At 63.1% G+C, this 4,932-nt stretch carries 5 protein-coding genes; 4 read left to right on the top strand and 1 reads right to left on the bottom strand.

Going from position 1 to position 4,932, the window contains the following annotated elements:
• From ABW043_RS13055 to ABW043_RS13040, 4 genes are all read left to right on the top strand, one after another.
• On the top strand, positions 1 to 284 hold a 284-nt coding region (locus ABW043_RS13055; RefSeq protein ID WP_353921642.1), incomplete at its 5' end, for a TCP-1/cpn60 chaperonin family protein.
• 355 nt (positions 285 to 639) lie between these two features.
• Positions 640 to 762, top strand: coding sequence for a hypothetical protein (locus tag ABW043_RS13050; RefSeq protein WP_353921641.1), 123 nt, complete (start codon positions 640 to 642; stop codon positions 760 to 762).
• Between the two features lie 57 nt (positions 763 to 819).
• Positions 820 to 1,542 (top strand): sulfite exporter TauE/SafE family protein, encoded by a 723-nt coding sequence (locus ABW043_RS13045; RefSeq protein ID WP_353921640.1) that lies wholly within the window; start codon positions 820 to 822, stop codon positions 1,540 to 1,542.
• Positions 1,539 to 3,716, top strand: coding sequence for a heavy metal translocating P-type ATPase (locus ABW043_RS13040; RefSeq protein WP_353921639.1), 2,178 nt, complete (start codon positions 1,539 to 1,541; stop codon positions 3,714 to 3,716). Before ABW043_RS13045 ends, ABW043_RS13040 begins: the two co-directional genes overlap by 4 nt.
• An 11-nt stretch (positions 3,717 to 3,727) precedes the next feature.
• Here ABW043_RS13040 and ABW043_RS13035 read toward each other — a convergent pair.
• A partial coding sequence (locus ABW043_RS13035; RefSeq protein WP_502908645.1) for an FAD-dependent oxidoreductase occupies positions 3,728 to 4,932 on the bottom strand: 1,205 nt, incomplete at its 5' end.

Here is a 4,932-nt window from a genome sequence, read left to right as displayed (position 1 = left end):
TCGCAATCAATGCCGGACTTGACGGCTCTGTCGTCATTTCTAAGATCCTCGAAAAAACAGACAGCGCCTACGGCTACGACGTCCAAGCGGGCGAATACGGGAATCTCTTGTCGAAGGGCATAATCGACCCTGCGAAGGTGGTGCGTGCGGCACTCCAAAGCGCGGCGTCGGTGGCGGGACTTCTCATCACCACCGAAGCCATAGTGGTCGAAGTACTGGGCCCGCCGCCGCCAGAGCTTCCCGGTCATGATCATGACCATCATCACGACATGGATTTCGACTAGACACGAGGACCTGCCGCGCCCGAGGCGTAACCGACCTAGACTCCTCCTCGTACGCTGTAGACGGTGCGCTCAGGCGTCGGGGGTTGATCGGCATGTCGTCGGCGCGCGGCAAGAATTTTCGGCTCATAGCGGGCCGCGCTTGTGTCCTAAACTTGCAGACGTCGCCTTACGGCTTCCGTGTACCTCGGCATGGTGGTATTGTTATCGCGATCCCCGATATCCGGGGGTGAAGGGGAACCGAACATGCTAGCAGCGAAGTTCGTATTGGCGGCGGCGATTGTGAATCTGATCGTGCTGTTCACCGCGCTGGCCGTCAATGTGAGCCTAGCCTCTTTCGGCTGAGGAGGAGGAGCGCGTGCTCGAACATACAGCTTTCTCGTTCGCGAACGCGGATGTGTACCAGGCTATCGCCTTCATCGGCGGCGCAATTGCCCATACTGCCTTTTTCGTTTGGGTAATTTGGCTGATCCGCTGGTAGGGGCGCCGCGCACGAGCCCTCCGGCGACCGGTGGGCGACTGGTCAGGTAATCTGCCAGTGACCTATTATCTCGTGATATTTGCCGCCGGTTTCGCAGGCAGCTTTCATTGCATCGGCATGTGCGGCGGCTTCGCCTGTGCGCTCGGTCGCGATACTAGCGGAGCGGCCGCGACCGTGGGCCGCCACTTGCTCTACAACGCGGGCCGGCTGACCACCTACTGTTTCCTGGGTGCGGTGGCCGGCGCGTTGGGCGCGATTCTGTGCACCTCACGTGGATTGGCCGTCCCAGTGCTGAACGGCCCGCTCGACGGCGCCCAGCGAATTCTGGCGATTGCCGCTGGGCTTCTCATGATCGCCATGGCGCTGCAGTTTTTCGGCCTATTCCAGCGCTTTCAAGGTGTGACGATCGGCTTCGGCGGCAGCACGCTCGCGCTGTCGTTACGCAATCTGCTGACTTCAGAGAACCGTGCCGCCCCGGTTGCCTTTGGCGTGTTCAACGGCTTTCTCCCCTGTCCACTGGTCTATGCTTTCGCCGTCCAGGCGGCGAGCACTGCCGGAGCGGTGCCCGGCTTTCTCGTCATGCTATCATTCGGATTGGGCACCTTTCCCGCGATGTTGATGATGGGTGGCGTCGGCCGCATGCTCGCGCCGGTATGGCGGCAACGCGGCGTCTGGCTGGCTGGCAGCTTCATCCTCTTGCTCGGCCTGATTACGCTCGGACGCGGCGTGCTGCCTTTTGGCGCCCATCTGCATGCGTTCCCGCATGGAAGTCCGGGATGACCGAACGAGACGCCAATCTATGCAGCCACTGCCTGCTGCCCGTCGGCTTGCGCGCGATGCAGCGCACGGTGAACGGCGAGGACTGTTCCTTCTGCTGCTATGGCTGCTGCATCGCCTTTCAGGTGAAGCACGGCCAGAACGAGGAGTGGGACGCGGCCTGGTTGCTGATCAGGCTCGGAGTTGGTGCCTTTCTCACCATGAACATCATGCTGATCAGTCTCTTGCTCTACGCTGGGACGTTCAGCGCCGATCCCTGGCTGATCCCCTGGATTCACCTGCTGTTGTGGATCTTCGCGACGCCGGCGCTCGTCATTCTCGGCGAACCGTACCTGCGGGAAACCTGGGCTCAGGCGACACAGGGGCGTGTCACATCGTCGGCGCTCGTTGTGATCGGGGTGGGCGCCGCCTACGCCTATTCCGTTTTCGCCACCATCGAGCAGAGCGACCAGGTCTATTTCGACACCGCCACCATGGTGCTGATGCTGTTCACCATCGGCAGCTATATCGAGGCGGCCGGGCGCGCTAAGGCGGCGCGCGATCTCGAGCCGCTTCTCGCCGCCGAAAGCGAATCCGCCACCGTCGTCGAAGGGGGGACGGAGACTACCCGCCCGGTGCGGGACATCGCTGCCGGCGTGCTGGTGCGCGTCCGGCCGGGCGAGCGCGTTCCAATCGATGGCGTGGTCGTTGAGGGCGAGTCGCACACCGATGAGGCCGTGATCACCGGTGAGAGTCGTCAAATTCCCAAACGCGCCGGCTCTCCGGTGATCGCCGGCAGCATCAGTCTTGACGGAGCGCTTTTGATCAAGAGCAGCGGTGCCGGGTCCGCCACCCGTTGGGCGAAGATTTGCCGTTCGGTTCGCGAGGCCCTGTCCCACCGCAGCGCGATTCAGCGCGTTGCTGACAACGTTGTTGGCGTCTCTGTGCCTTTCGTTGTTCTCCTTGGAGTGCTGACGGTCGCTTATTGGTCTCAATCGATGGCGTTCGACCGGGCCATGCTCATCGGGCTCGCGGTGCTGGTGGTCGCCTGTCCCTGCGCGGTTGGTCTCGCGGCACCGCTCGCGACCTCACTCGGGATTGGGCGGTTGGCGCATTGCGGTTGCCTTGTCCGTGATTCGCACACGTTGGAGGTTCTTGCCGGCACGAGGGTTCTCGCCTTCGACAAGACCGGCACGTTGACGTCAGGCACACCGCGGGTCGTCGGCATCGAAAGCGACGGCGTTCCGACCGACGAGCTACTTGCCCGATGCGCCGGCCTCGAGCGCCACTCCGAGCATGCCTTGGCGCGCGCCATCACTCTGGCAGCTTCCACGCGCGGCCTTGAACCGGTCGTGACGCACGATGTCCGCGCCCTGCCTGGCCGCGGCATAACGGGCAAGGCCGACGGCCAGCCGATCGCCGCCGGGAACAACGTGTTGATGCGCGAACTCGGCTGGCAGCTTGCGCCGTCTCTTAGCGAGCCCGCGCGGTCGCTGGAGGCAAGCGGGCATACCGTTATCTATCTCGGTTGGGAGGGAAGGGTGCGGGCTCTGCTCGCCCTCGACGATACACCGCTCGACGAAGCGCGCTGGGTAATCGAGGAATTAAAACGTCTCGGGCCGCATGTCGCGCTCCTGAGCGGCGATCTCGCCCCTGCCGCGCAACGGGCTGCCACGGCGGTCGGGATCGAAGACCTGCAAGCGGGCCTTTCGCCGGAGGCCAAGCGCGCTGCGCTCGACCGCTTCCGGCAAGAATATGGGGTGGTGGCAATGGTCGGCGACGGACTTAACGATGCGCCGGTCCTCGCCGATGCCGATGTCGGTATTGCTGTCGGGTCCGCCACCGATCTCGCGCGCGAGACGTCGTCGCTGGTGCTGCCGCACGGCGGCCTTTGGATGCTGCCGTGGATCATCACCGTGGCCCGCAAAGTCAGAAGCACGATCCTCACCAACCTCGCTTGGGCCTTTGGTTACAATCTCATCGCCTTGGCGCTCGCCGTGGCCGGTGTGCTGCAGCCGGTGCTGGCCGCCGCAATCATGGCGAGTTCGAGCCTTCTGCTCGTTGTTAATTCCCTGCGGCTGTCGCGGCTCCCCAATCCCATCCCGGGGGCGATCCTGGAGCCGCCGCCTAGTGCGGAGCCTGACAGCGTCCGTCTCGGCGTTGCTGTGATGGCTGGTCCCGCCATCGAACGGGGCTGAACGACTCAAAATCAGCCGAACACGTCATGGGTGAATGCGTCGTACCAGCCGTTCGCAGCTTTAACGACCTGCCGACGGGTCTCGGCATCTTCACCCACCTCACTGATCAAGATTTCGCTGATCTTGATCGCCCCGCCCTCGGGCTCTAAGGCGATGGCGTCGCTCACCGCATCGTCGGCGGCAAGAAACGTGAAGCATGTGTTAAACAAATGAGGGGCAAAACGCGCCGAGCCGGTGAGTGCCGCCGCGATGGCGAAGGCACAGACCTTGGCCTGGCTGTTGGCGAGAAAGGCGGACTTCGGCATGTCGCCGCCACTGGTTGCATCGCCCACGATATGGATCCCGCGCTGTAGCTTCGACTCGAAAGTCCTTGGCTCGACCGGACACCAGCCCGACTGATCCGCAAGACCCGCCTGCTGCGCGAGCCCGCCAGCCATTTGCGGCGGGATGAAATTGACGACCGCGCCCTTGAAGGTCTCGCCAGCAGTCTTGACCGACAAGTCCTTGATGTCGACCGCCTTGATCCCGCCGGTGAATTGGGCTGGCAGCCACTCGATCATTCCCGGATAGTGGCGGACCCAAGCGTCCTGAAACAGCTCCTGCTCGAAGAAACTGTCCTTCGCATCGAGGATCAAGATCTTCGAGCGCGGCTTGAACTGCTTGAAATAGTACGCCACCAGCGAAGCGCGCTCATACGGGCCGGGCGGACAACGGAAAGGGTTCGGAGGGGAGACGATCAGAAAAACCCCGCCATCCTCCATGCTGTCGAGTTGCTGTCGCAGGAGCTCGGTCTGTGGCCCGGCAATCCAGGCATGTGGCATGATTTTTGTTGCGGCCTCGTCGTAGCCCTCGATGGCATCAAATTTGAAAGCGATACCCGGGGCGAGCACCAGCCGGTCGTAGGGCAGCTTGCCGCCGCTCTTAAGATTGACCGTCTTCGCTACCGGATCGATGGCCGCAGCAAAATCGTGGACAATTTTGATCCCGTATCGTTGCGCCAGCGTCTCATAGCCATGCGTGAGCGATTCGAGCGAGCGCATCCCGGCGAGATAGAGAGCGCTGAAGAAGCAGGTCGTGTAGCGCGCCTTGGGCTCGACCAGCGTCACCTCGATCCCTGCAGCGTTCGCCGCCAGATATTTGGCGACCGTCGCGCCGCCGATACCGCCGCCGATGACGACGACTCGCGCGCTGGCTTGGCTTCTCGCCACTCGCGGGG

The organism is Devosia sp., from assembly GCF_040509215.1.
Classification (GTDB): domain Bacteria; phylum Pseudomonadota; class Alphaproteobacteria; order Rhizobiales; family Devosiaceae; genus Devosia.
Note: the sequence above shows the minus strand (reverse complement) of the source record. Positions and strands in the feature narration are given on the sequence as shown.